23 protein-coding genes and 1 pseudogene are annotated in these 21,567 nt (G+C 70.6%); 10 read left to right on the forward strand and 14 right to left on the reverse strand.

The features are described 5' to 3' along the window. The 4 genes and pseudogenes from BS80_RS30540 to BS80_RS30555 form a co-directional block, all read right to left on the reverse strand. Window positions 1–1,638: pseudogene (locus tag BS80_RS30540) on the reverse strand (glycoside hydrolase family 13 protein); the annotation flags it as partial. A 203-nt stretch (window positions 1,639–1,841) separates the two neighbouring features. Beyond that, window positions 1,842–2,753 (reverse strand): sugar ABC transporter permease, encoded by a 912-nt coding sequence (locus BS80_RS30545; RefSeq protein ID WP_035804402.1) that lies wholly within the window; start codon window positions 2,751–2,753, stop codon window positions 1,842–1,844. A 56-nt stretch (window positions 2,754–2,809) separates the two neighbouring features. Next, the gene (locus BS80_RS30550) at window positions 2,810–3,811 is read right to left on the reverse strand and encodes a carbohydrate ABC transporter permease (protein ID WP_035804404.1); all 1,002 of its coding nucleotides are present in this window, start codon (window positions 3,809–3,811) and stop codon (window positions 2,810–2,812) included. A 129-nt stretch (window positions 3,812–3,940) separates the two neighbouring features. Next, window positions 3,941–5,221, reverse strand: a complete 1,281-nt coding sequence (locus tag BS80_RS30555) for an extracellular solute-binding protein (protein ID WP_035804406.1) — start codon at window positions 5,219–5,221, stop codon at window positions 3,941–3,943. 359 nt (window positions 5,222–5,580) lie between these two features. Between BS80_RS30555 and BS80_RS30560 the strand changes: the two genes are divergently transcribed. Together BS80_RS30560 and fahA are read left to right on the forward strand one after the other, a co-directional pair. After that, window positions 5,581–6,801, forward strand: coding sequence for a homogentisate 1,2-dioxygenase (locus BS80_RS30560; RefSeq protein ID WP_035804408.1), 1,221 nt, complete (start codon window positions 5,581–5,583; stop codon window positions 6,799–6,801). Further along, entirely contained in the window at window positions 6,756–8,021 is a 1,266-nt protein-coding gene (fahA, locus tag BS80_RS30565; RefSeq protein ID WP_051967436.1) for a fumarylacetoacetase, read from the forward strand. The genes BS80_RS30560 and fahA overlap by 46 nt, the downstream gene beginning before the upstream one ends. Before the next feature lie 51 nt (window positions 8,022–8,072). On the opposite strand, the gene BS80_RS39940 is transcribed toward fahA, so the two are convergent. Then, entirely contained in the window at window positions 8,073–9,851 is a 1,779-nt protein-coding gene (locus BS80_RS39940; protein WP_051967686.1) for a putative Ig domain-containing protein, read from the reverse strand. 324 nt (window positions 9,852–10,175) lie between these two features. Here BS80_RS39940 and BS80_RS30575 point away from each other — a divergent pair, with 324 nt between their 5' ends. Then, the gene (locus BS80_RS30575) at window positions 10,176–10,940 is read left to right on the forward strand and encodes a G1 family glutamic endopeptidase (RefSeq protein ID WP_035804412.1); all 765 of its coding nucleotides are present in this window, start codon (window positions 10,176–10,178) and stop codon (window positions 10,938–10,940) included. 82 nt (window positions 10,941–11,022) lie between these two features. Here BS80_RS30575 and BS80_RS30580 read toward each other — a convergent pair whose 3' ends face one another. Continuing rightward, window positions 11,023–12,081, reverse strand: a complete 1,059-nt coding sequence (locus BS80_RS30580) for a saccharopine dehydrogenase NADP-binding domain-containing protein (protein ID WP_035804414.1) — start codon at window positions 12,079–12,081, stop codon at window positions 11,023–11,025. A 110-nt stretch (window positions 12,082–12,191) separates the two neighbouring features. Between BS80_RS30580 and BS80_RS30585 the strand changes: the two genes are divergently transcribed. After that, window positions 12,192–13,133, forward strand: a complete 942-nt coding sequence (locus BS80_RS30585; protein WP_035806286.1) for a helix-turn-helix domain-containing protein — start codon at window positions 12,192–12,194, stop codon at window positions 13,131–13,133. Beyond that, a complete protein-coding gene (locus BS80_RS41280; protein ID WP_157536705.1) occupies window positions 13,130–13,300 on the forward strand; it encodes a hypothetical protein in 171 nt (56 codons plus the stop codon). The genes BS80_RS30585 and BS80_RS41280 overlap by 4 nt, the downstream gene beginning before the upstream one ends. A gap of 87 nt (window positions 13,301–13,387) precedes the next feature. On the opposite strand, the gene BS80_RS41285 is transcribed toward BS80_RS41280, so the two are convergent. The 3 genes from BS80_RS41285 to BS80_RS30595 are packed head-to-tail and all read right to left on the reverse strand — an operon-like array spanning window position 13,388 to window position 14,113. Beyond that, entirely contained in the window at window positions 13,388–13,573 is a 186-nt protein-coding gene (locus BS80_RS41285) for a hypothetical protein (protein ID WP_157536706.1), read from the reverse strand. After that, window positions 13,570–13,851 carry a hypothetical protein gene (locus BS80_RS30590; RefSeq protein ID WP_035804416.1) on the reverse strand — a complete coding sequence of 94 codons (282 nt, stop codon included), beginning with the start codon at window positions 13,849–13,851 and terminating at the stop codon, window positions 13,570–13,572. The genes BS80_RS41285 and BS80_RS30590 overlap by 4 nt, the downstream gene beginning before the upstream one ends. 16 nt (window positions 13,852–13,867) lie before the next feature. Continuing rightward, window positions 13,868–14,113, reverse strand: coding sequence for a hypothetical protein (locus BS80_RS30595; protein WP_035804418.1), 246 nt, complete (start codon window positions 14,111–14,113; stop codon window positions 13,868–13,870). A gap of 159 nt (window positions 14,114–14,272) precedes the next feature. Here BS80_RS30595 and BS80_RS30600 point away from each other — a divergent pair, with 159 nt between their 5' ends. Further along, a complete protein-coding gene (locus BS80_RS30600; protein ID WP_035804420.1) occupies window positions 14,273–15,118 on the forward strand; it encodes a helix-turn-helix domain-containing protein in 846 nt (281 codons plus the stop codon). Continuing rightward, on the forward strand, window positions 15,115–15,327 hold the full coding sequence (locus tag BS80_RS30605; RefSeq protein ID WP_035804422.1) for a DUF397 domain-containing protein: 213 nt from the start codon (window positions 15,115–15,117) through the stop codon (window positions 15,325–15,327). The genes BS80_RS30600 and BS80_RS30605 overlap by 4 nt, the downstream gene beginning before the upstream one ends. A 19-nt stretch (window positions 15,328–15,346) precedes the next feature. On the opposite strand, the gene BS80_RS38270 is transcribed toward BS80_RS30605, so the two are convergent. After that, a complete protein-coding gene (locus BS80_RS38270; RefSeq protein ID WP_157536707.1) occupies window positions 15,347–15,871 on the reverse strand; it encodes a hypothetical protein in 525 nt (174 codons plus the stop codon). Between the two features lie 100 nt (window positions 15,872–15,971). On the opposite strand from BS80_RS38270, the gene BS80_RS30615 reads away from it, so the two are divergent. The 3 genes from BS80_RS30615 to BS80_RS30625 all read left to right on the forward strand — a co-directional run bounded on the left by BS80_RS30615 (window position 15,972) and on the right by BS80_RS30625 (window position 17,612). Beyond that, window positions 15,972–16,571, forward strand: coding sequence for a CYTH domain-containing protein (locus BS80_RS30615; RefSeq protein WP_051967687.1), 600 nt, complete (start codon window positions 15,972–15,974; stop codon window positions 16,569–16,571). A 195-nt stretch (window positions 16,572–16,766) separates the two neighbouring features. After that, entirely contained in the window at window positions 16,767–17,141 is a 375-nt protein-coding gene (locus tag BS80_RS30620) for a hypothetical protein (protein WP_157536708.1), read from the forward strand. A gap of 207 nt (window positions 17,142–17,348) precedes the next feature. Beyond that, on the forward strand, window positions 17,349–17,612 hold the full coding sequence (locus tag BS80_RS30625) for a hypothetical protein (protein ID WP_035804425.1): 264 nt from the start codon (window positions 17,349–17,351) through the stop codon (window positions 17,610–17,612). Here BS80_RS30625 and BS80_RS30630 read toward each other — a convergent pair. From BS80_RS30630 to BS80_RS30645, 4 genes are read right to left on the reverse strand one after another with little or no spacing between them, the layout of a single operon-like run. Continuing rightward, window positions 17,609–18,202, reverse strand: coding sequence for a GTP-binding protein (locus BS80_RS30630; protein ID WP_035804427.1), 594 nt, complete (start codon window positions 18,200–18,202; stop codon window positions 17,609–17,611). The genes BS80_RS30625 and BS80_RS30630 overlap by 4 nt on opposite strands. Window positions 18,203–18,204: 2 nt before the next feature. After that, window positions 18,205–18,552 (reverse strand): DUF742 domain-containing protein, encoded by a 348-nt coding sequence (locus BS80_RS30635; protein WP_035806293.1) that lies wholly within the window; start codon window positions 18,550–18,552, stop codon window positions 18,205–18,207. A gap of 53 nt (window positions 18,553–18,605) precedes the next feature. Further along, window positions 18,606–19,010 (reverse strand): roadblock/LC7 domain-containing protein, encoded by a 405-nt coding sequence (locus BS80_RS30640; protein WP_035804430.1) that lies wholly within the window; start codon window positions 19,008–19,010, stop codon window positions 18,606–18,608. Then, a complete protein-coding gene (locus tag BS80_RS30645; RefSeq protein WP_232246720.1) occupies window positions 19,007–21,457 on the reverse strand; it encodes a sensor histidine kinase in 2,451 nt (816 codons plus the stop codon). The genes BS80_RS30640 and BS80_RS30645 overlap by 4 nt, the downstream gene beginning before the upstream one ends. Window positions 21,458–21,567: the final 110 nt, after the last annotated feature.

Consider the following 21,567-nt stretch of genomic DNA (forward strand, 5'->3'; position numbering starts at 1 on the left):
TCAGACCGCCCACCAGATGGTGCTGTTCGCTGCCAGAACCGTCTCGCCGTCCACCGCTACGGCCTCGGTGGAGGCCAGCAGGATGCGGCCCGGGGCCGGCATCCGGACCGGCTCCGCACCGGTGTTGACGGTGCACAGCAGCGAGCCGTCCGCCGAGTCGCGGCGGAACACCAGCACGTCGGCGGGGGCGTCCAGCCAGGTCACCGCGGTGCCCGCGCCGAGCGCGGGGTGCTCGCGGCGAAGCGTCAGGGCGCTGCGGTAGAGCTCCAGGGTGGAGGTCGGGTCGCCGGTCTGGACCTCGACGCTGAGCTGCGCCCACTCGGCCGGCTGCGGCAGCCAGCTGGGGCCGCCCTCGGTCGGGCCGAAGCCGTACGGGGCCTGCGTGCCGGACCACGGCAGCGGGACCCGGCAGCCGTCCCGGAAGCCGTCCTGGCCGCTGGCGCGGAAGAACGAGGGGTCCTGGCGGACCTGGTCGGGCAGGTCGGTGACGTCCGGCAGGCCGAGCTCCTCGCCCTGGTAGAGGTAGGCGGAGCCGGGCAGCGCGAGCATCAGCAGGGTGGCGGCGCGGGCCCGGCGCAGGCCGAGTTCGCGGTCGCCGCGGTCGCGGATCTGGGTGCCGCCGGGCGGGTTGGCGAAGCGGGTGGCGTGCCGGGTGACGTCGTGGTTGGAGAGCACCCAGGTGGCCGGCGCGTCCACCGGGCGCATCGCCGCCAGTGAGCTGTCGATCACCGCGCGCAGCTCGGTGGCGTCCCAGGAGGTGCCCAGGTACTGGAAGTTGAAGGCCTGGTGCAGCTCGTCGGGGCGCACGTAGTTGGCGGTGCGCTCCACCGTGGGGGTCCACGCCTCGGCGACCGCGATCCGCTCGCCCGGGTACTCGTCCAGGATCGTGCGCCAGGTGCGGTAGATCTCGTGCACGCCGTCCTGGTCGAAGAACGGCATCACGTCGTTGCCGAGCAGCTTGAGCTGGTCGTGGCTGCCGAGGTCGGGCAGGCCGGGGGCCTTCACCAGGCCGTGCGCGACGTCGATCCGGAAGCCGTCCACGCCCATGTCCAGCCAGAAGCGCAGGATCGAGCGGAACTCGTCGCCGACCGCCGGGTGGTCCCAGTCGAAGTCGGGCTGCTCGGGGGCGAACAGGTGCAGGTACCAGTCGCCGGGGGTGCCGTCCGGGTCGGTGGTGCGGGTCCAGGCCGGTCCGCCGAAGATGGACTCCCAGTCGTTGGGCGGGAGTTCGCCGTCCGCGCCCTGGCCGGGACGGAAGTGGTAGCGGTCGCGCAGCGCCGAGCCCGGGCCCTCGCGCAGCGCGCGCTGGAACCACTCGTGCTGGTCGGAGGAGTGGTTGGGGACCAGGTCCACGATGATCCGCAGGCCCAGCGCGTGGGCGTCGCGGATCAGCGCGTCTGCGTCCAGCAGGGTGCCGAACATCGGGTCCACCGCGCGGTAGTCGGCCACGTCGTAGCCGGCGTCGGCCTGCGGGGAGGCGTAGAACGGCGAGAGCCAGACGGCGTCCACGCCCAGTTCGCGCAGGTAGGGCAGCCGGCTGCGCACGCCCGGCAGGTCGCCCATCCCGTCGCCGTTGGAGTCGGCGAAGCTGCGCGGGTACACCTGGTAGATGACCGCGTCCCGCCACCAGCCTCTCGGCTCACCGGAGTTCGCCGCCGCGGTGCCGGGGGTGGCGGCGGGAGCGGGGCAGCGGCGGCAGGCCGGGAGGTGTCGGCCAGGTTCTGGGTCATGGACGGGATCCCTTGGGGACTAGGTGTCGCACCGGCCGCCGAAGCGGTGCGGCGGTGCGCGGCAACAGGCAGAGTACTGGGCGGGACTGACGAGGCGTCAGGGAATACGGATCACGACTTCGCGGCGCCTGCGGTCAGCCCGGTGACGAGGTGCTTCTGTACCAGGTAGAAGACCGCGGAGACCGGGATCGCGATCAGTACGGAGGTGGCGGCCATCAGGTTCCACTGGCTCTCGTACTGGCTGACGAAGGTGGTCAGGCCCACCGCGAGGGTGTACTTGTCGGAGCTGAGCATGAAGGTGGAGGCGAACGGCACCTCGGCCCAGGCGGTCAGGAAGGTGTAGAACGCGGCGACCGCCAGGCCCGGGCGGGCCAGCGGCAGGATCAGCCGCCAGAAGGTGCCGAACGGGGTGAGCCCGTCGACCCGGCCGGCCTCGTCGATCTCCACCGGGATGGTGTCGAAGTAGCCCTTGAGCAGCCAGGCGCAGTACGGCACGGCGGTGCTCGCGTAGACCAGGATCAGGCCGCTGTAGGTGTCCAGCAGACCGAGGTTGGCCATCGTGTAGTACATCGGCACGATCAGCACGGCGATCGGGAACATCTGGGTGACCAGCAGCGACCACATCAGCGGGCGCAGCCCCGGAAAGCGCATCCGGGAGACCGCGTAGCCGGTGGTGGCCGCGATCAGGACGCCGAAGACGGTGGTGCCGCCGGCCACGATCAGCGAGTTGCCGAACCAGGTGAGGAAGTCGGTCTGGCTCAGCACCTTGCCGAAGTTGGCGAAGGTGGCCTTGCCGAGGATCCCGCCCGGGTGCAGGTAGTCGGTCTTGTCCGGGCCGAGCGCGATGAAGAAGAGGTAGAGCACCGGGAACACCGCGACCAGGGCGGCCGCGATCAGGACACCGTGCGAGAGCGCGGCGGCGGTCCTGCTGCTCTTGCCGCGCGGGCGCACCCGGACGGCAGGCTTGGCGGTGGCCGCGGCGGCCGTGGCGGCCTTGGTGGGGATGTCGGTGGTGGTGCTCAACGGGGGCCTTCCTTCGCTGCGTTCGCGGCCTTCGAGGTCGGTGTCCGCCGGGGCCATCAGACGACGCCCTGGTCGTTGCGCTTGAGCCAGCGCTGGTAGAAGGTCGTGAAGACGATCAGGATGGAGAGCAGGATGATCCCGTAGCTCGCCGACTGCGCGTAGTCGCGCGGCTGTTGGCCGAAGCCCAGCTGGTAGGCCCAGGTCACCAGGATCTGCACGTCCGGGGCGTTGTTGCCGAACAGCAGGAAGATGATGACGAACTGGTTGAAGGTCCAGATCACACCGAGCAGGATCACCGTGCTGCTGACCGCGCGCAGCCCCGGCAGCGTGACGTAGCGGAAGCGCTGCCAGCTGCTGGCGCCGTCCATCTCGGCCGCCTCGTACAGCTCGGCGGGGATCGACTGCAGGCCGCCGAGCAGCGAGACCATCATGAACGGCACGCCGCACCAGGTGTTGACCAGGATCGCCGCGGCCTTCTGGGCCAGCGGGTCCTCCAGCCAGCTGGGCTGCGGCAGGTGCAGGGCGCCGAGCAGGGTGTTGACCATGCCCCCGTCGGCCAGCATCAGGCGCCAGGAGAAGACGGTGACGAAGGTCGGCACGGCCCACGGCAGGATCAGCAGCAGCCGGTAGGCGGTGCGCCCGCGCAGCTGTTGGTTCATCAGCAGGGCGAGGCCCAGGCCCGAGCCGTAGGTCAGGGTGACACAGATGACCGTCCACAGGATGGTCCACACGAAGTGCGACCAGAAGCGGTCGTAACTGCCCTGTCCCCAGAGCACGTCGGCGTAGTTCTGCAGGCCGACGAACTTGAAGGTGTCGGGGATGTGGTTGACGCCCACCGTGTGGCCGACGTTGAGGCTGTTGGCGTCGGTCAGCGTCAGGTAGACACCGCGGCCGAGCGGGTAGGCCACCAGCACGCCGAGCACGATGACGACCGGCGCGGCCATCGCGTAGGCGTACCAGTGCCTGCTGTACGAGAGCTTGAGGCGCTCCACGAGGCCGGGACGCGGTTCGCGGTCACGGCCGCCCTTGCGGGCTGCGCCCGGTACGGCGACTGCCATCTGAGACACACCTTTTCCAGAGGTCCGCAGCCTCGCTACGGCGAACGTGCTTGCTGTGCAACGTGCTTGCTGTGCCGGTGGCCGCCCGGCCCGCCGTGCGAACGGCGGGCCGGGCGGCCGGGGCGGTTGCTACTTGCCGAAGCCCGGCAGGAGCTTGGTGTAGTCGGCCGCGGTGGAGTCCAGGCCGGCCTGGGTGCTCTCCTGGTTCTGCAGGATCTTGCCGAGGTTGGTCCCGATCGAGGCGAACAGCGAGCTGTACTCCGGCAGTTCGGGGCGCGGCTGGGCGACCGGCAGGATCGCCTGGAAGCCGGCGATGCCCGGGTCGGCGGTCAGCGCGGGGGTGTAGGCGTCGGAGCGGGTGGGCAGCGTCGAGTTCTTCTGCGCGATCTCGGTCTGGCTGGTGGCCGACGTCATGAAGGCGGCGAACTTCTCGGAGGCGGCCTGGTGGGCGGCGTCCGAACCGGCGTAGACGGCGATGTTGTGACCGCCGGTCGGGGCGCCGGGCTTGCCGGCCGAGCCGGCCGGCACGGCGGCGATGCCGAGGTTCGTCTTGTCGGTGAACGCGGAGCCCTGGTAGATGTTGGTGATCTCCCACGGGCCGTTGATGATGGCGGCGACCTTGCCGGTGGTGAAGGCGTCCATCATGTGCGCGTAGCCGTCCGAGGTCAGGTCGGCCTTCACGGTGCCGGGCGCCGTGAACAGGGACTTGTAGGTCTCGACGGCCGCGGCGGCCTGCGGCGAGTTGATGGTGATCTTCTTCGCCGCGGTGTTCACCATGTCGGTGCCCTCGCCGAAGAGCAGCGGCATCGCGTAGTAGCCGTCGCCGGCCCGCATCTCGAAGCCGTCCACGCCGGTCTTGTCCTTGAGCGTGGCGGCGTCGGCCTTCAGCTCGTCCCAGGTGGTGGGGGCGGCGGTGATGCCGGCCTTGGCGAAGAGCGCCTTGTTGTAGAGCAGGCCCAGGGTGTCGGTGACCAGCGGCACGCCGTAGGTCTTGCCCTGGTAGCTGGCCTGCTTGAGCAGGCTGGGCTGGAAGGCCGCGGAGTCGGCGAGCGCCGGGGTGCCGTCCAGCGGGGTCAGGTAGCCGGCCTTGGCGAAGGCGGCGGTCCAGCCGACCTCGGATCGGAACACGTCCGGGGCGCCCTTGCTGCCCATGGCCGTCTGCAGCTTGTTCTGCGCCGAGTCGAACGGCACGTTGACGAAGTTCACCTTGATGTTCGGGTTGGCTGCCTCGAACTTCTTCGCCAGGTCCATGTAGGTCGGCGCCTCGTTGGTGGCGTTCGAGGTGTCCCAGTAGGTGATGGTGACCGGGCCGTTGCCCGCGGTGGACGAACTGGAGCCGCTGCTGCCGCAAGCCGCGAGAGAGACCGCGAGGGCCGCAACGAGGGCAGAGGCCGCGATGCCACGCCGCATGAGAACTCCTTGGAGGGGGTGGGGGTCCCGGGATGGGTGGGGGACGCGCATAATGGCCGTCCCGTGCCGACCTGACTGGCTGGGCCGTCGGGCTTGTGCAGGAACGTAACAGCGATGCAATCGCCGCTGAAAGCCCTTGCAGCAAGTTTCTGCAAGATCCTGGGGATCGTTACATCCGCGTGTCCGGAGAGTTGCCGCCGCGCGTCCTGACCGCGTCGGGGCCCGCGGCCCCGGTCGAAATCGGCCGGTCCTTGACACCACAGGCCCGCTGGCCTTGGGATTGGTCTGTTCGCCCCCACCCAAAGGGCGGACAAGCCCTGGCCGGCGCAGTCCAGGGCCAGTCGCTCAGGAGGCGCACTATGGCGTACTACCGCACCGTCGGCACGGTGCCGCCCAAAAGGCACACCCAGCACCGGAACGAGGACGGCGGCCTCTACTACGAGGAGCTGATGGGCGAGGAGGGCTTCTCCTCCGACTCCTCACTGCTCTACCACCGCGCCATCCCGTCCGCGCTGGTGGACAGCCGGGTCTGGGCCCTGCCGCAGGGCAAGCCGGAGCCGAACCACCCGCTGAAGCCGTTCCACTTCAAGCTGCACGACCTCTTCCCGGGCGAGGAGTGGCGCCAGACCGACGCCGTGCGCGGCCGGCGGGTCGTCCTGGCCAACGCCGACGTCCGGATCGCCTACGTCGCCTGCGGTCAGCCCTCGCCGCTCTACCGCAACGCCATAGGCGACGAGTGCGTCTACGTGGAGTCCGGCACCGGCACGCTGGAGACGGTCTTCGGGACGATCGAGGCCGGCCAGGGCGACTACCTGATCGTGCCCCGGGCCACCACGCACCGCTGGGTGCCGACCGGCGACCAGCCGCTGCGGCTCTACGCGATCGAGGCCAACAGCCACATCACCCCCGCCAAGCGCTACCTCTCGAAGTTCGGGCAGCTGCTGGAGCACGCGCCGTTCTGCGAGCGCGACCTGCGCGGCCCGGTCGGACCACTGCTCTCGAACGAGAGCGGTGATACCGAGATCTACGTCAAGCACCGCGGCAACGGCAGCGAGGGCGTGGCCGGGACGGTCTTCGTGACCCCCACCCACCCGTTCGACGTGGTCGGCTGGGACGGCTGCCTGTACCCGTACGCCTTCAACATCAGCGACTACGAGCCGATCACCGGCCGGATCCACCAGCCGCCACCGGCCCACCAGGTCTTCGAGGGCAACAACTTCGTGATCTGCAACTTCGTGCCGCGCAAGGTGGACTACCACCCGCTGTCGATCCCCGTCCCGTACTACCACTCCAATGTGGACAGCGACGAGGTGATGTTCTACTGCGGCGGGGACTACGAGGCCCGCAAGGGCTCCGGCATCGGCCAGGGCTCGATCTCGCTGCACCCCGGCGGCCACACCCACGGCCCGCAGCCGGGCGCCTACGAGCGCAGCATCGGCGCCGAGTTCTTCGACGAGCTGGCGGTGATGGTGGACACCTTCCGCCCGCTGGAGATCGCCGAGGGCGGCCGGGCGAGCGACGACGGCACATACGCATGGAGCTGGAGCGGGCGCGGCCCGCAGGACGGTGGAAGCAAGTGACGGCCCCCCTTCAGACCTGGGTCCCGGTTCCCGAGGGTTCCGACTTCCCGGTGCAGAACCTGCCCTACGGCGTCTTCACGCCGCTGCGCGGCGGGCACCCCGTGGGCGAACCGCGGGTCGGCGTCGCGATCGGCGAGCGGGTGCTCGACCTGGCCGCGATCTGGGCCGGCACCTCGCTCGGCGCCGCGCTGGCCAGCGGTTCGCTGAACGCGTTCCTGCGCCGCGGCCCGGCCGAGTGGGCCTACGTCCGCGACCGGGTCACCACGCTGCTGACCACCGAGGGCGAGCGCCGCCTGGTGGAGTCCAACCTGCACCGGATCGACGAGGTGCGGCTGCACCTGCCGATCGAGGTCGCCGACTACGTCGACTTCTACGCCTCGGAGAACCACGCGACCAACCTGGGCCGGATCTTCCGCCCGAACGGCGAGGCGCTGCTGCCCAACTGGAAGCACCTGCCGGTCGGCTACCACGGCCGGGCCGGCACCGTGGTGGTCTCCGGCACGGACGTGCGCCGCCCCAGCGGCCAGCGCAAGGGCCCCGACGACGCGGCGCCGGTCTTCGGCCCGTCCGTGAAGCTGGACATCGAGGCCGAGGTCGGCTTCGTCGTCGGCGCGGGCTCCTCGCTCGGCGAGGCGGTCGGCGTGGACGACTTCGCCGAGCACGTCTTCGGCGCGGTGCTGGTCAACGACTGGAGCGCCCGCGACGTGCAGGCCTGGGAGTACGTGCCGCTCGGCCCGTTCCTCGGCAAGTCCTTCGCGACCTCGATCTCCGCCTGGGTGGTCCCGCTGGCGGCCCTGGAGGCGGCGCGCGTGCAGACGCCCGTCCAGCTGCCGGAGCCGCTGCCGTACCTGGCGGAGAAGCAGTCCTGGGGCCTGGACCTGCAGATCGAGGTGGACCTCAACGGGCACACCGTCTCGCGCCCGCCGTTCGCCGGCACCTACTGGTCGCCCGCCCAGATGCTGGCGCACATGACGGTCAACGGCGCCTCGCTGCGCACCGGCGACCTGTACGCCTCCGGGACGGTCTCCGGCACCGAGGCCGACCAGCGCGGCTCGCTGATCGAGCTGACCTGGAACGGGCGCGACCCGCTGACCCTGCCGGACGGCTCCACCCGGACCTTCCTGGAGGACGGCGACACCGTCACGCTGCGCGCCACCGCGCCCGGCGCGGACGGCGTGCGGATCGGCTTCGGCGAGGTGGCCGGCACCATCCAGGGCTGACCCACCGCGGTGCGGCCTGCTCCCCTCGGGGGAGCAGGCCGCACCGTGCTGTCAGGACAGGTTGAGCGCGGTGTCGTCCACCACGAACGAGGTCTGCTTGGTGTAGTCCTCGGTGCCGCTGAACTTCAGGGTGACGGTCTGTCCGGCGTACGCCGCCAGGTTGAAGCTGTGCTGGACGTAGCCGGCGCCCGCGTTCAGGTTGGAGTAGCTCGCGAGCGTGGAGAGCACCGTCCCGGAGCTGTTCAGCACCTGGACGCTGAGCGTGTCGTAGGCCTTGCTGGTGCTGGTCTCGGCGGTGTCGACGTGCAGCCAGTAGCTGAACGTCGCGTTGGTGCAGCCGGTCGGCACGGTCACCGTCTGGGCGAGCGTGTCGGTGTGCGCGCTGCCGTGGCCGTCCAGCCAGACGTCCTCGCTGCCGCTGTGCGCCGGCTCGGTGCCGCCGCTGTTCAGCCGGGCCGAGCCGCCGAGCGTCCACGGTGCGGCGCTGCCGCTCTCGAAGCCGGGGTTGCCGAGCAGCTGGGCCGGGGTGCAGCCGCTGCCGCCGCCCGTGCCGACCGTCCAGGTGAAGGCGGCCGAACCGGACGGGCCGCTGGAGTCGGTGGCGGTGACCGTGACGTTGTAGCTGCCGGCGGTGGTCGGGGTGCCGCTGATCAGGCCGGTGGCGGAGTTGACGGACAGCCCGGCGGGCAGCCCGCTCGCCGTCCAGCTCAGCGTCCCGCCGGCAGTGTCGCTCGCGGCGAGCTGCAGGCTCGCGGCGGTGCCGACGGTCGCACTCTGCGCGCCCGGGGTGGTGACGCTGACGCCGCCGGTGGTGCCGCCGCCCGAACCGGTGGAGAGCCACTCGGTGGCGTTCAGGGCGAGTGCGGCGTCGGTGCCCGCCGGGTCGTCCCAGCCGTCGTAGAGGGTGTTGCCGCTCTGGCCCGTACCGTCGTCGACGGTCGAACTGTCGCCCCAGATCGCGACTCTGCCCTTGCCGAAGCCGCTGGTGACGAAGAAGGCGTTGGTGTTGCCGCCGCTCGCGCCGGTGCTCAGGTAGAGCAGCCCCTTGACCGCCGGGTTGTCGGCCGGGTTGAGCGTGAAGGTGGTGCCGTTACGCAGGATGCTGCCGGTGACGGTACCGAACGGGCCGTTGAGCACCGGGTTCGAGGCGTCGCTGACGGCCCGCGGGTTGTCGGTGACGATGTTCTTGAGGTCGACCGAGAAGCCGAACGGGTCGGTGTTGTCGACGCCGTTGTTCGTCAGCAGGTCGTTGATGATCTTCGGCGAGTCCCAGCCGTCGTTGTTGCGGTCGCTGCCGGTGTGGTCGGAGATCAGGAAGAGGCCGCCGCCGTTCTGGACGAACAGCATCAGCGCGCTCTTCTCGGCGGCGCTCATCTGGCTGTTGGGCTCGTCCACCACGAAGGTGTCGAAGTTGCTGAGGTCCAGCGGGTTGGACGCGTTGCCGTAGCTGATGGTGTTGCCGGCGGGCAGCGTCTTCAGGCTGTAGCGGCCGGTCTTCTGCAGGGCCACGCCCCAGGCGGAGAGCGCGCCGGTCCAGTCACTCTCGGTCTGCGGGTTGGCGTTCTCCGCGAGCGGGTCCGGCTGGCTGGTGCTGATGATCCAGTCGGCGTTGCCGGCCGTCTCGGCCTTGGTGTTGTCGAACAGGACGCGGTGCTGGGCGCTCGCGGTGGTCGCGGCGGGCGTCTTGGCCGTGGGGGCGGCCTGGGCGGCGGGGGCCTGGGCGGCGGCGACGGCGGGGTGGCCGGCGGCGACCGTGCCGAGGGCGGCCAGGACGGCGGTGGCGGCAAGCCCCGCCAGGGCCCGTCGGTACCCGTCCCGACCTGCGGACATCCGTGCATTGATCATGCGTCAAGCTCCTCGTCGTGTGGGGATGTTGAGGCATCGCTACGCGCGTAGGCGGGTTGCCGAGAAGCAGCATGGGGGCCGCCGTGCGTCGTGTTCCACCATGGTCGGGCAACAGAGTCTTGAACGGAACATGTCCAACTGACGCAAATCAGCGTGTCGGTGACGGCGATCAGAAGATTTGCATATCCGTAACATCAGCCCACCGGCTCCCTCCCCTACTGTTGTCGACACGCCGTCAAAACGGTCGGCCCACCCGATCCCCTCAGTCCGTCGGGTGAGCCTCCCTGCGCCCCCACAAGGGAGTTCGTCATGCCCGCTGCACGTCGCCGCACCCTGGCCGTCTCCGCAGCCCTGCTCGCGGTCCTCGGCACCGCAGGGCCCGCACTCGCCGCCTCCGCGCCCGCGATCGTCCAGGCCCCCAACGCCTCGGCGACCCCGCACCTGGTCGGCCCGCACAGCCACGTGCTCAACAGCACCAGCAGCAACTGGGCCGGGTACTCCGCGACCGGCTCCAAGTTCACGTCCGTCACCGCCAGTTGGGTCCAGCCGGCGGCGAGCTGCACCGGCTCCGACACCTACTCCAGCTTCTGGATCGGCCTGGACGGCGACGGCAGCAACTCGGTCGAGCAGACCGGCAGCGAGGTCGACTGCTCCGGCGGCTCCCCGCAGTACTACGCCTGGTACGAGATGTACCCGGCCTACCCCGTGAACTTCAGCAACACCGTGCGCCCCGGCGACCACTTCACGTCGTCCGTCACCACCAACGGCAGCGGCTCGTTCACGCTCAAGCTCTCGGACACCACCCAGGGCTGGACCAAGACCGAGAACAAGACCCTGAAGAACGCGGCCCTCGCCTCCGCCGAGATCATCGCCGAGGCGCCGTCCGACAGTTCGGGCGCGCTGCCGCTGACCAACTTCCACACCGTGTCGTTCACCAGCGCCACCGCGAACGGCCAGCCGATCGGCAACTTCTCCCCCGACGCCATCACGATGGCCGACGGCAGCACCACCAAGGCCACCACCTCCGCCCTCTCCGGCGGCGGCAGCTTCTCGGTGAGCTGGAAGCACAGCTGACGCAACAGCTGACGTAGCCGATCAGGCCCTGGGAGCGGCGGCTCCCGGGGCCTGACGGGCAGCCGGCACCGTGCGGGGCCCGTCAGTGCGGAAGATCGACCGACACGTGCGGGGCCAGCGCCCGCAGGAAGTCCGCCGCGTCGAACATCGCGCCGGCCGAGGCGACGCCCGCGGTCCGCGTCCGCCCGTCCAGGATGCGCTCGACGGCCTCCACCACCAGCGGCGCGGTGACCGCGTAGATGTCCCGGCCACGGGCCGTGGCGCGCCGCTCGACACCGCCCGCGTCGACCAGGACGTCGACGACGAACGTCTGGTCCGAACGCCCCAGGGCGTCGACCGGCTCCGGCGCCGGCGTGTCCTGCCCGGCCAGGTCGCCGGCGGCTTCGACGCTCATGTAGGTCCGGACCTCGGGCACGGCCAGGTGGCTCGGCACGGTGACGACATCGGCCATGGTGAACTCCGCGATCACCGCCCGCCGGCCCAGCGGCTGCGGGAAGTGCCAGTCCTGCCGCGCCACCGGGTCGTCGTGGTAGCGCAGCGCGCCGTCCGCGAACCGCACCCGCCGGCCCGCGCGACGGCGATGGGACACCGCGCCCGCCTCCCGGGTGCCCGGCGTCGGGTGCCAGCTGCTCAGCCCGTACGCGACGTGCACGACATCCGCGGTGGTCCGCTCCCCCAGCAGCGCGGTCACCAACAGGTCTCCCAACCCGCCGTAGAAGGCCATCGCCGGCAGCACGGGCGTCCCCGCCCTCCGGGCCGCCTGCGCGTAGTCGGCGAACATCGCGGCATTCGCCTCGATCTCCGCCGCGACGTCGACGTACGGGATCCCCGCGCGCAGGGCCGCCTCCACGAGCGGACCCGCCGTCAGCGCGAACGGTCCGGCGCAGTTGACGACGGCCGCGGCGCCGGCCAGTGCCCGGTCCAGCGAGGCCGGATCGTCGACGGTAGCGGGCCGCACCACCACGTCCGCCTCCACGTCCGCGTCCACGTCCGCCCGCTCGGCCGCCAGCGCCTCCAGCCGAGCCGCGTCCCGGCCGGAGAGGACGGTGGCGAAGCCGCGCCTGCGCAGTTCGGCCACGACGAAGCGGCCGGTGTGTCCCGTCGCGCCGTAAACCACTACGGCAGCAGGCTTCGTGCGCATTGTCGTTCTCCCCGTACTCGGTGTTCTCGATCTCCTGGTGCACCCAGTCTCTTGCCCGGCGGGCCTCGACGGTGATGGTCCGGAACGACAGCACCCGTACACTTTCGGACATGCCAACTGTCGCGCTCCTGGCCACCGCAGGCCTCCTGCACTTCGAGCTGGGGGTGGCCTACGAGATCTTCGGCAACCCCCCGCGCGAGGCGGTGAACGGCTGGTACGACGTGCTGCTCTGCGGGCCCGGGCCGGTGCGGGTCGGCCCGTTCACGGTCGAACCGGAGCACGGGCTGGAACGCCTGGCCGACGCCGACACCGTGATCGTCCCCGCCTGCGCGGACATCGACGATCCGCCGCCACCGGAGCTGATCGAGGCCGTCCGGGCGGCCCACGCGTCGGGGGCCCGGATCGCCTCGCTCTGCACCGGAGCGTTCCTGCTCGGCGCCGCGGGCCTGCTGGACGGCCGGCGCGCCACCACCCACTGGGCCCACGCCGCCGAACTGAGTGCACGCCATCCGCACGCCCTGGTCGACCCCGACGTGCTCTACACGGACAACGGCAGCGTGCTCACCGCCGCGGGCAAGGCCGCCGCCGTGGACCTGTGCCTGCACCTGATCCACCTCGACCACGGCGCCGCCATCGCCAACTCCGTCGCCCGCCGCCTCGTCATGCCCCTGCACCGGCCCGGCGGCCAGGCCCAGTTCGTGACCACCCCGGTGCAGGTCAGAGCCGACCACGGACTCGCCCAGCTACTCAGCTGGGTCCAGCGGCGGCTGGACCAACCGCTGACCGTGGTCGACATGGCACGGCAGGCGAACACGAGCCCGCGCCATCTCGGACGCCAGTTCCACGCGGCGATCGGGCAGACCCCGATCCAGTGGCTCCTGACCCAGCGCGTCCGCCGCGCCCAGGAACTCCTGGAGTCCACCGACGAGAGCATCCAGGCGATCGCCGTCGCCAGCGGCATGGGCACCGCCACAACCCTGCGCCGCCAGTTCAAACGGACCGTCGGCGTCCCGCCCGACACCTACCGCCGCTCGTTCCACGCCGGCGGATGACCGGAACTACTCCGGACAACGATGACATCGCCGTCATCGGGCGTGATCTCACCGCATCCCTGGGCACCCAGTTGCCGGCCGGGGTCTCGATCAGCCCGGACGAACGCCTCGTGGTCATCCCCCGCAGCATGCTCATCGCGGCGAAGGCGGACGTCCCCAGTGCTTGACTGCTTCAGCGACGGTGCAGCCAGACCTGCGCCGTGAGCCGGGCATCGAGCGTCGGCTCGATGCCCTCGCACGAAATGCGGCGGCGGTCAGGCCGCCGGGCCGGACGGCGCCTCCGTGCGGCAGCGCGGGCAGCGGCAGGAGGGCCAGGTGAGCGGGTTGTAGGACGGGCGGTCCGCCTCGACGACTTCGCGGGGTGAGACGTCGATGCGCCGGCCCTCGCCGGTGACCCGGTAGGTCCCGATGGTCATGGCGCTCTTACGGGGCGCTCTCACCTCAGCTCCCCTCGCACACAGGGCAGTTCGGCCAGCCCAGTGGGCACGGTCTCACCCCGGACGACCCGGCCGAGGCAGCCCGCGTGCGCGGCGATGTGGTCGGCGATCGCCTGAAGAGTACGGACGTTGCAGCCGCCGATCTCCACGTGGACGCCCTCGGCAAAGAGGGTGATACGCCCGGCGGTGAGGGAGACCAGCGGCGGCAGGCCGGCCAGTGCGAGAGCGTCCACCATCGCGGCGACGGCCCGCTCGGCGGCCTCCCGGAGCTCGCGGACCATCCGCGCGTCTGGGCTCTCAACTCGACTGCCTGCCACGGGCGTCCAGTCCCTCCCGGAGCAGGCCGACCAGTTCCATGACGACGTCGGCCCGAGCCCGGCCCAGGTCGACGAGGACGTCCCCGGTGAACCGCCCCTCGTGCCAGTCCACGGCGAGCGAGGGCAGGACGAGTCCGGCGTCGGAGAGGAGGGAGGTCAACTCGCGGACGGCGTCGACCGCCTGTTTGCGGGCTGCCGCTGTGATTCTGGAGAGCTCTGATGCCATGGGGTGATCCGTTCGCTCATATGTCGTACCGTCACCAATCGGTGACTGATTGCTTCCAGCATCGGCAGATTGACGTAGCCTCACCAGGGGCGAGATCTTGACCGATCCGCCCGGGCACGGACAGATCCGAAGAGGCGCACGGCACGATGGGGGCCCGCGATGGGTGGTCGGAAGAACGAACTGGATCCGAGCGAGTCCCCCGGCTCGCTCTTCGGCGGGATGCTCCGCCACTACCGGGAGTTGCGGGAGCTGTCGCAGCCCCAGCTCGCGGCCAAGGTCCCTTGTGACGCGAGCTTCATCAGCAAGGTGGAGAGCGGAACGCGCCCGCCGAAGGAGGACTTCGCCGCGACCTGCGACGCGATCCTGCGGACCGGCGGCGCTCTCGCCTACCTCATGCCATACGTCAAGAAGCGCCTGGAGCTGGTCTTCCCAGAAGGGTTCGTCGACTACGTCGCCGAAGAAGCCAGGGCGACTGAGCTGCGGATCTTCGAAACCACCTATATGCCGGGGCTACTCCAGACTCCCGCTTATGCCCGTGCGCTGCTCAGTGCTGTGGGCATCCAGCGGGACGACGACATTGACACCGTTGAGGAACGTCTCGCTCTGCGACTCGACCGGCAGCAGATCATCACGGCTGAGACACCGGCCTTCGTCTTCGCGGTCATCGACGAGAGTGTGTTGCGGCGGCCGGTCGGCGGACCCGTGGTGATGCGCGAACAGTTGGATCACCTCCTGACCACTGCCGATCGTCCCAACGTGGCCCTTCAGGTAGCGCCGACAGCGCTCGGTGAACGTGCGCCGCTGGGCGCACCGTTGACGCTTCTGACCCTTCCTGACAGTTCGGTGGTCGGATATGCGGAGTCCCTGCGACGGGGTTGGTTGGAACGGGACAAAGCAGTCGTTGGCCCGTGGCAGCGCCAGTACGCTCTACTGCAGGTCGCAGCTCTCTCGCAGGTTGCTTCCATGGACCTGATCCGCCAAGTCAGACAGGACTTGTATTCATGAGCATCGATCTGACCGGCGCCCGGTGGCGTAAGTCGAGTCTCAGCACCGGCGAGGGCGGTAACTGCATCGAAATCGCCGACGGTCAGTTCACCGACACCGTCCCCCTCCGCGACTCCAAGGACCCCGCAGGCCCCGCCCTGCTCCTCCCCGCCACCGCGTTCGCCGCGTTCGTGGCGGGCGTCAAGGCGGGCGACTTCGGAACGGTCTGACTCCGACCTCCCCAAGTACTCAGCAGCAGCACGCCTCACCATCGGTGATCATGCCTCTGGCAGCCAGCACTTCGGCATGCCCCAGGAAGAACAACGCGCCTTCGAGGCCGCTGCCGTCGGACTCGCACTCCGCAGCCATGGCGATACTCCCGACAGCGCCGCTGCCCAGTTGCCCGCAGGCGAGACCGTGCCGGACTCGAAGCTGCTCGCACGCTGCGGTGAGGAAGGCCGCCCACCCGTCGTAGTCGGCGAGGTCGAGACCGGTCAGCGGGCCGAGCCATGCGTCGACATGAGCCCGAAGGACGACCTCATGCGCGCGGAAGTCGCGAACCCAGCCGCACGCCTCACCGACACTGCCGTCGTCGCACACCACCGAGTGGAGACCTGCCAACCACGGGCCGACCACGTCCCGGTGCTCCTCGCACACCGTGACCATGACCACCGGACCTGCACCGGCCTCCGCATCCTCGGCGAACCCGAAGCCGGCGATGACGACAACGGCAGCTCCATCACACACATGGATGGCACGAAGAACGGACCGCACCCACAAACCCCCAGATCAGACCGGCCAGACCAGCCAGACTAAACCCACGCGCAGCTCCCGGCCTCCCCCGGAAGCCGCTTCGTGCGAGATGATCCCGATCATGAGCGAACCGAAGCCGGACCAGCCCTCCCGTCCATCGAACGCGCACAGCGGCAGGGCGTCCGAACGCGCGGGGAAGTACGCCCTCGTGGAGCGGGAACGACGGTTCCTGCTGGCCGGCGCGCCGCAAGCCTCGGACGCACACGAGGTGCGACGGATCACCGACCGCTATCTGACCGGGACGCGTCTGCGTCTGCGCCGGGTGGACCATCCGGCCCCGGGCCGGCCGGAGTTCAAGCTCACCCAGAAGGTGCCCGCCGACCGGCCGGGTCCCGTGCAGGGCACGATCACGAACACCTACCTGTCCCAGGCCGAGTACGACGTGTTCGCCACCCTGCCCGCCGCGGTGCTGACCAAGACGCGCCTGAGCTTCCCGCCGCTGGGCGTCGACGTCTTCGATCCGCCGCTACACGGCCTCGTCCTGGCCGAGGCGGAGTTCAGCACGGACGAGGAGTCGGACGCCTTCGAACCGCCCGCCGGCATCGTCGCCGAGGTGACCGGCGACCCGCGCTTCACCGGCGGGCGGCTCGTCCGGGCCCACCGGAGCGAGCTGATCTCCTGGCTCGACGACTACGGAATCCGGTTCGCCCCGGACTGCTGAGCCGTGCTCCACGCCGGACGACGCATCCTCAGGTCCGGGAAGTCGGCGGAGCCGACTTCCCGTGCGGGGCAGTGCGAGGTCGTTCAGGGTCGTCCGGGGTCGTCCAAAACCGTGGTTGGACACCCGGCCGGCCCGCAACCTGCCTGTCAGGGCCGCAAGAGCGCCCCTGTTCGGGACAGTCAGGAGACAGTACCCATGCGCATCAGGAAAGCCGCAGCGATGCTCGCCGCGACCGCCGCCTGCACCACTGGCCTGATCGGGTTCGGCGCGAGCCAGGCCCAGGCCTCGTCCTGCTACGACACCGGCACGACCAACTACGGCTCGACGGTCACCATCTGCGGTGGTGGCGGCTCCAGCAGCTGGTCCTGGCGCATCAGTGGGGGCAGCACCGACGAGCGGATCTACTTCACCTCGTACAGCTACGGCTGTGGCGACGACCGCTCGTTCAACATCAACGACTGGCAGCAGCCCAGCGGCACCGTGTACACCTCGTGTGCGGTCAGCAACGTGTACTGGCACAGCACCGAGAGCGGAACGTTGTCCGGCAGTGGCAGCCAGAGTCTGTCCTGACCGTCTTCCCTGACCGGGGCGGCATGGATGGAGGAGTCATCACCTCTCCTCCATCCAGCCAGCAGCGGTCGAGGGTGCCCAGATGCATCGGCTGTCCGTGGGTGCGACGCTGGATATACCGACGTGCGAAGCCAAGACGCCCGGAGCCCAGACGCCCGGAGCCGCGTCGTGCGGAGCACAGCCAGCGGGAACACGGGAGGAATCGCCATGCCGGGAAGCCCGGGTGACATCTGCGCCCTCATGGCGCGCACGATCACCGCAATCCAGAAATCCATTCTTGCGGACGGTCGAACCGTAGAGGCCGCACAGACGCATCTCACCGCGCTGCAGAACTCACCGAACCCCGACCCGGCCGCCGTGGCGACGGCGAAAGCAGTCCTGCAAGCGGCCGAGGACACCCTCACGTCCGACCAGAACGCGTTGGAGGCATGGACGGAGGAATACGAGGCCGACTGTCCTCAGGCCGGTTAGCAGAGCGCGACGGGCTGCGGCACCGAAAGGTTCATCAGATGGTCCACCAGCGCGAGCAGTAGATCGCGGCCGAACGCGCGCTCGCGGACGTCGCCGAGCAGCATCGGGACCTGCGGGTCCAGGTCGAGCGCGGCCCGGATCTCCTGCGGGCTGCGGGTGTTGCGGCCGTGGAAGCAGTTGATCGCCACCACGAACGGGATACCGCGGCTCTCGAAGAAGTCGATCGAGGCGAAGCTACTGTCCAGCCGCCGGGTGTCGGCGATCACGATGCCGCCGAGGGCGCCGTTCACCAGGTCGTTCCACATGAACCAGAAGCGCTCCTGGCCGGGGGTGCCGAACAGGTAGACCACCAGCTCGGTGCCGATGGTGATCCGCCCGAAGTCGAGGGCGACGGTGGTGGTGTCCTTCTCGTCCACGCCGTCCAGGTCGTCGACGCCGACGCTGGCCCGGGTCAGGTACTCCTCGGTGCGCAGCGGGGCGACCTCGCTGACCGAGCCGACCAGGGTCGTCTTGCCCACGCCGAAGCCGCCTGCGATGAGGATCTTCACGGCCGCGGGGGCGGCGGCGGGATCCGCCTGAGTGGTGCTCATGTTCAGAGTCTCCGGAGTCCGTCACGTACGGCGGTCAGCAAACCGATGTCCATGCCGCCACTCGCCCGGGCGACCGAGAGCGGGGCGCGGGCCAGCAACAGGCCCTGGGCGATCAGGTCGCCCAACAGGATCTTGGTGACCGAGACCGGCAGGTCCAGGTCGGCCGCCACCTCGGCCACGGCCGCCGGTTGGCGGCAGCGGTCCAGGATCACCCGGTGCTCGGGCTGGAGCCGCGCGCTCTGCCGGCCGGTGTCGCCGGGCTCCTGGACCGTCGTCAGCACGGTGATCAGGGTGAGGTCGTCCCGCTCGGGCGCGGTGCGGCCGCGGGTGATGGTGTACGGACGGACCATCGAGTCCGATCCGTCGTCGACCGCCTCCTCCTCGCTCCAGTGCGGGGTCGTCACTACTGGCCGCCCCGGATCGCGGTGCCGAGCTTCTGCCCGACCTGCTGGACCAGGGTGTGCATGGCCACCGACATCACCTCGGCGTCGACGTCCTGGGAGGCGATCACCGCCAGGTGGGTGCCCTGGCCGGCCGCGGTGACGAAGAGCCAGAGGTCGGCCAGTTCGACGATCACCTGGTGGACCTGGCCGCCGTCGAAGAGCTGGCCGACGCCGCGGGCCAGGCTCTGCTGGCCGGTGGCGACGGCGGCCAGCCGCTCGGCGTCCGCCCGTTCGATGTCGCGGGAGTGGCTGACCACCAGGCCGTCGTCGGAGAGCAGGACGGCGTGACGGGTGCCGACCACCGCGTCGACGAGTCCGTCCAGCAGCCAGTCCAGGTCCTGGTGGGTGGCGATGGTGCGCGTCATGACCGGTCTTCCGTCGTAGGGGTGTGGGGGTCGGGAGTCGGCTCACCGGGGAGCGGGAGGCCGGGGCTCGTGTCGCCGGAGCTCTGACCGGGGACGCGGGCCGCCCGGGACTGGCGCTGGAAGGCGCCGATCGCCGCGCCCGAGCGGGTCGGCAGCCCGTCCGGACGGCCGGCGGGGACGGCCGACGGGGCATGGTCAGGGGCCGAGGCAGGGGCGGCGGGCTCGGGGGTGCGCAACTCGGCCACCAGGCTGGCCTGGCGGATCCGCTGCGGCAGCGGCGGCTCAGGAGTCTCGGCGGTGTGCCCGTGGTCCTCGCCGCGGGCCGCCGCCCAGGACGGCCGCGGCAGCGGCGCCTCCACGGGTTCGGGCTCGACGGACACCACGGACACGACCGACACCGACTCGGACCCGACGGGATCGGCAGCGACCTCCGCAGCGGGCGCGGCCGGCAGCGCCGGGACCGTGCTCACCGTGCCGGCCGCCAGCGCCCGCCCACGCGTGCGCGCGGGCAGCGCCACCGGCTCGACCGGTTCGACGGACGTCGCCGTCTCGGCCGGCGCGCGCTCGGCGCCGTCGGTGACCAGCTCGGCCGGGATCAGCACGACCGCACGGGTGCCGCCGAACGCGGAGGCCCGGAACTCCACCTTCAGCCCGAGGCCGTCGGCCAGCCGGGCGACCACGTAGAGGCCGAGCCGGACGTCGTCGGCCTGCTCCAGCACGTCCATCCGGGGAGGGTTGCGGATCAGCTCGTTCGCCAGGTCGTACTGCTCGGGCTCCATGCCGAGCCCGCGGTCCTCGATCTCGATCGCCAGGCCCCGGCCGACCAGCGCGGCCCGGACCTCCACCGGTGTGGGCGGCTTGGAGAAGGTGGCGGCGTTCTCCATCAACTCGGCGAGCACGTGCACCACCGAGCCCACCGCGCGCTCGGAGATCCACGGGTCACCCTCGACGTCGAGCATGATCCGCTTGTAGTCCTGCACCTCGCCCTGGGCGGCGCGCAGCACGTCCAGCAGCGGGACGGGCTTGCGCCAGCGGCGCTGCGGCTGGCCGCCGGCGAGGATCACCAGGTTCTCCTCGTAGCGGCGCAGCCGGGCCGTCAGGTGGTCGAGGTCGAAGAGGCCCTGCAGCACCTCGGGGTCCTCGTGGCGGCGCTCCATCTCGTCCAGCTTCTTGAGCTGGAGGCCGATCAGCAACTGGGTGCGGCGGGCGATCCGTTGGAGCAGCCGCTCGAAGCCGCGGTGCTGCTGCGCCTGCCGGACGGCGGCCTCCAGCGCGCTGTCCCGGGCGAGGTTGAGCGCCCGGCCCAGCCGGCTGAGCTCGTCGCCGCCGCGGCGCACGTCGTCGGTGACGGTCACCCGGCGCTCGGCCTCCAGGTCCACGTGCTCGCCGTGGCTCAGCCGCTCCACGACCGTGGGCAGAGTGAGTTCCAGCTCCTGGGCCCGGTCGTGCAGAGCGAGGATCCGGCGGCGCAGCGTGCGGACCAGGCGCCAGGAGGTGATGATCACCGCGATGACGGCCAGCAGGCCAACGACGCTGGTCAGGACGACCTTGAGGAGCAGTGAGAGGACGCTGTCCTTGCCGGTGGCGATCACGGAGTCGGTGCGGCTCTGCAGCAGCGAGACGACCTGCGGGGTGACCAGGTCGACGGCCTGGCGCCACTGGGCCTCGTCCGGCGGGAGCTGGACGTCGCCGTCGCCGTCCGCCGTACTGGGCCGCATCAGCTCCTGCTCGACGGAGGCCTTGGACTGCCAGGGGATGCCGGCGGTGAGCCGCTGCCAGCCGGCGCTCTCGTTGGCGGGCAGGTAGGGCACGACCATCGTGGTGTAGAGGAACGCCTGGTCGCTGATGGCCTGCTGGACCTGCTGGTAGTCACCGCTGCTGAGCTTGCCGGACGGCCAGCCGCGGGCCAGCAGCGCGTCCTCGCGGGCAAGCATCTCCTTGGCCCAGAAGCTGGCCACCAGCGTGCGCGAGACATAGGTGACCTCGCCGTTCTCCACGTGGCTGAGCGCGGTGAAGAGCTGGAGGTCGACCGTGATCAGGTCGGTGTAGTACGTGAAGGTGGTCTGCTGGTCGGCGATGCCCTGGTCGACCGCGGCGCGGTGCGCCGGGAGCTGGGTCATCGCCTGGCGGGCCTGGTCCACCGCGTTGCGGACCTCGGTCGGGGCGCCGGTGGAGTCCACGTCGGAGAGCGTCTGGAAGGTGCGCACCGCGTCGTCCGTCAACCGGCGCTGGTTGATCAGCTGGTCGCTGACGCTGCCCGGCCGGGCGAGCTGCTCGGCGGTGAGCCGACGCTCCTCCTGCAGGTTGTAGTAGACGATGTTCGACGGCTGCCCGGCCTTCTGCGCGAGCAGTCCCTGAGCGGCCTGGCGATGGAAGTCGAACATGGTCTGGCCCGTGGTGACCGCCCAGAGTGCGGCGAGCGCGATGCTGGGGACGATGGCCAGCACGAGCAGGGCTGTCCGCAGGGAGAGGCGCGAACGCCTGGGTTTGGAGGCTCCACGCGCGCGCAGGGGACTCTCCTCAGGAGGGGCGGCGGCCGGGGACGGCCATCCGTCTG

This window comes from Kitasatospora mediocidica KCTC 9733 (assembly GCF_000744225.1).
Taxonomy (GTDB): domain Bacteria; phylum Actinomycetota; class Actinomycetes; order Streptomycetales; family Streptomycetaceae; genus Kitasatospora; species Kitasatospora mediocidica.